Here is a 1,984-nt window from a genome sequence, read left to right on the forward strand (position 1 = left end):
CGCATGAAGCTCGGTCTCGTCCTGGCGGGCCTGATGCTGGCGGGGCTGCCGGCCGGTTCCGCCCTGGCCCGGGGCGGGGTCTGGATCGGCATCGGCCCCGCCTACCCGGCCTACCCCGACCCTTATCCCGCCTATCCCTACGCTCCCGTACCGGCGCCATATCCGCCGCCCGCCTATTCCTATGCCCCGCCGGCCGTCGAGGGGCGGCTGGGGCAGGCCTGCTACGCCGGGCCCTATATGTGTCAGCTCGATCAGCCGGGCTATGTCGGCCAGGCCTGCTCCTGCCCGGCGCGGCCGGGCGAACGCGCCTGGGGGCAGGTGGGCGACTGAGCGCGGCGCCCAGCGCGGCGTCCAGCGAGGCGCCGGGGCGGCCGGCGCCGTAACCAATCGGCAAGGGGCGCGGCCCAACTCTCGGGGCCATGCCGTCGCCCTTCTCCCGGCGCGCCCTGATGGTCGCGCTGGCCACTGCCTCCACGGCCGGCGCGCCCCTGGCCGGTGCCCTGGCCGCCATGCCGGTGCCCGGCGCGCCGCCGCCCGCCCCGCTGCTGGAAGGCTGGCAGCGCTTCCGCCGGGCCTTCCTGCGCCCGGAGGGGCGGGTGGTGGACACCGGCAACCAGGGCGTCTCGCATTCGGAAGGGCAGGGCTGGGCCCTCTATTGTGCCGAGCGCTGCGACGACCGCGTGCATTTCGACCGCATCTGGAACTGGACCCGCCAGGTCCTCTCCCGCCCGCAGGACCGGCTGCTGGCGTGGCGCTACATGCCGGGCGGCATCAACCCCGTGCCCGACCGCAACAACGCCGCCGATGGCGACCTGTTCATCGCCGCATCCCTGCTGCTGGCCGGGCAGCGCTGGGGGGAGGCGGCCTATACCGATGCGGGGGCCGCCATCGCGCGGGACGTGCTGCGCCTGCTGCTGCGCGAGGTGGCGGGGGGCACCGTGCTGCTGCCCGCGCTGGATGGCTTCGAGGCGGCGGACCATGTGGTCCTGAACCCGTCCTATTATGCCTTTCCCATCCTCGGCGTGCTGGCCCGCGCGGTGCCCGATCCGGCCTGGCTGCGCCTGGCGCAGGACGGGCTGGCCCTGCTCCGCCGAGCCCGCTTCGGCCGCTGGAGCCTGCCGCCGGACTGGCTGAGCCTGCGCCGCGCCGATGGCGCGCTCGGCCTGCCGCCGCGCTGGCCGGGCCGCTTCTCCTACGATGCGGTGCGTATCCCCCTCTACCTGTGCTGGGCCGGGCTGGAGGATGAGGCGCCCGTGCAGGCGGCCCGCCAGTTCTGGGCCGATCCGGCGCATGCCTATCCGCCCGCCTGGGTGGATCTGCTCAGCAACCGTACCGCGCCTTATCCGGCCTCGCCGGGCATGCAGGAGATCGGCCGGTGGGTGAGGGAGCTGGCCGGATATCCCCCCGGAGGCATCAGCACCATGCCGCGGCAGGATGATTATTACTCAAATGTCTTAAAAATATTGACAATGTCTGCAAAAACGTAATTTGCCAAATTTCGATACCATTCCGGTTGAATATGTAGGAATGCTGTCTACCACACGGAGGACGAAGCGGTCATTCTGTGCGGGGTCGGAGGAGCCGGACGGATATGGGGCAGGATGTCGATGTGGCGCGTGTGGCAACTGCGCTGAACATGCCGGGAATCCGGTATCAAACCTTTGGAAACAAGCCGGTCCGCGCGGAGCGGTCAGACAGGACCGGCGCGATTCTGGCCGCCGTGGCGCCGCCCGTGGAGTCTGAATCGGCTCCCTTGCCACAGCTTCTGGCTGTGCCTGTGAAAGCGGATGAGGCGTGTCTTCCGCAACACGCCGCGCGAAATTCAGAGGTTGCGCGGTCCCCGCAGGTGCAACCGGCTCTGGACCTGGCCCGGCTTTCGACTGTACTCACAAAATTGAGAGTAGAAAGCCCGGTCCCTGCTTCTTCCATGTCCGACCTGCGTGAAGTGTCAACCGATGTGCCGCCCGCCCCGGAACCGTCGGTG

2 protein-coding genes and 1 pseudogene are annotated in these 1,984 nt (G+C 69.9%); all 3 read left to right on the forward strand.

All coding sequences use genetic code 11. The features are described 5' to 3' along the window. Window positions 1-330 (forward strand): annotated as a pseudogene (locus ACZJYS_RS24160) (hypothetical protein); the annotation flags it as partial. A gap of 119 nt (window positions 331-449) precedes the next feature. Further along, window positions 450-1,487, forward strand: a complete 1,038-nt coding sequence (locus ACZJYS_RS24165) for a family 8 glycosyl hydrolase (protein ID WP_181378072.1) — start codon at window positions 450-452, stop codon at window positions 1,485-1,487. A gap of 104 nt (window positions 1,488-1,591) precedes the next feature. Beyond that, window positions 1,592-1,984, forward strand: a 393-nt coding sequence (locus ACZJYS_RS24170) for a hypothetical protein (protein WP_493180622.1), incomplete at its 3' end; no start/stop codon positions are given.

The sequence above is a fragment of the Roseomonas sp. TS2 genome (genome assembly GCF_058833935.1).

Excerpts from the sequence above, each read along its gene's own strand:
- ACZJYS_RS24165 (WP_181378072.1), top strand. The coding sequence starts at position 450 with ATGGTCGCGCTGGCCACTGCCTCCACGGCCGGCGCGCCCCTGGCCGGT.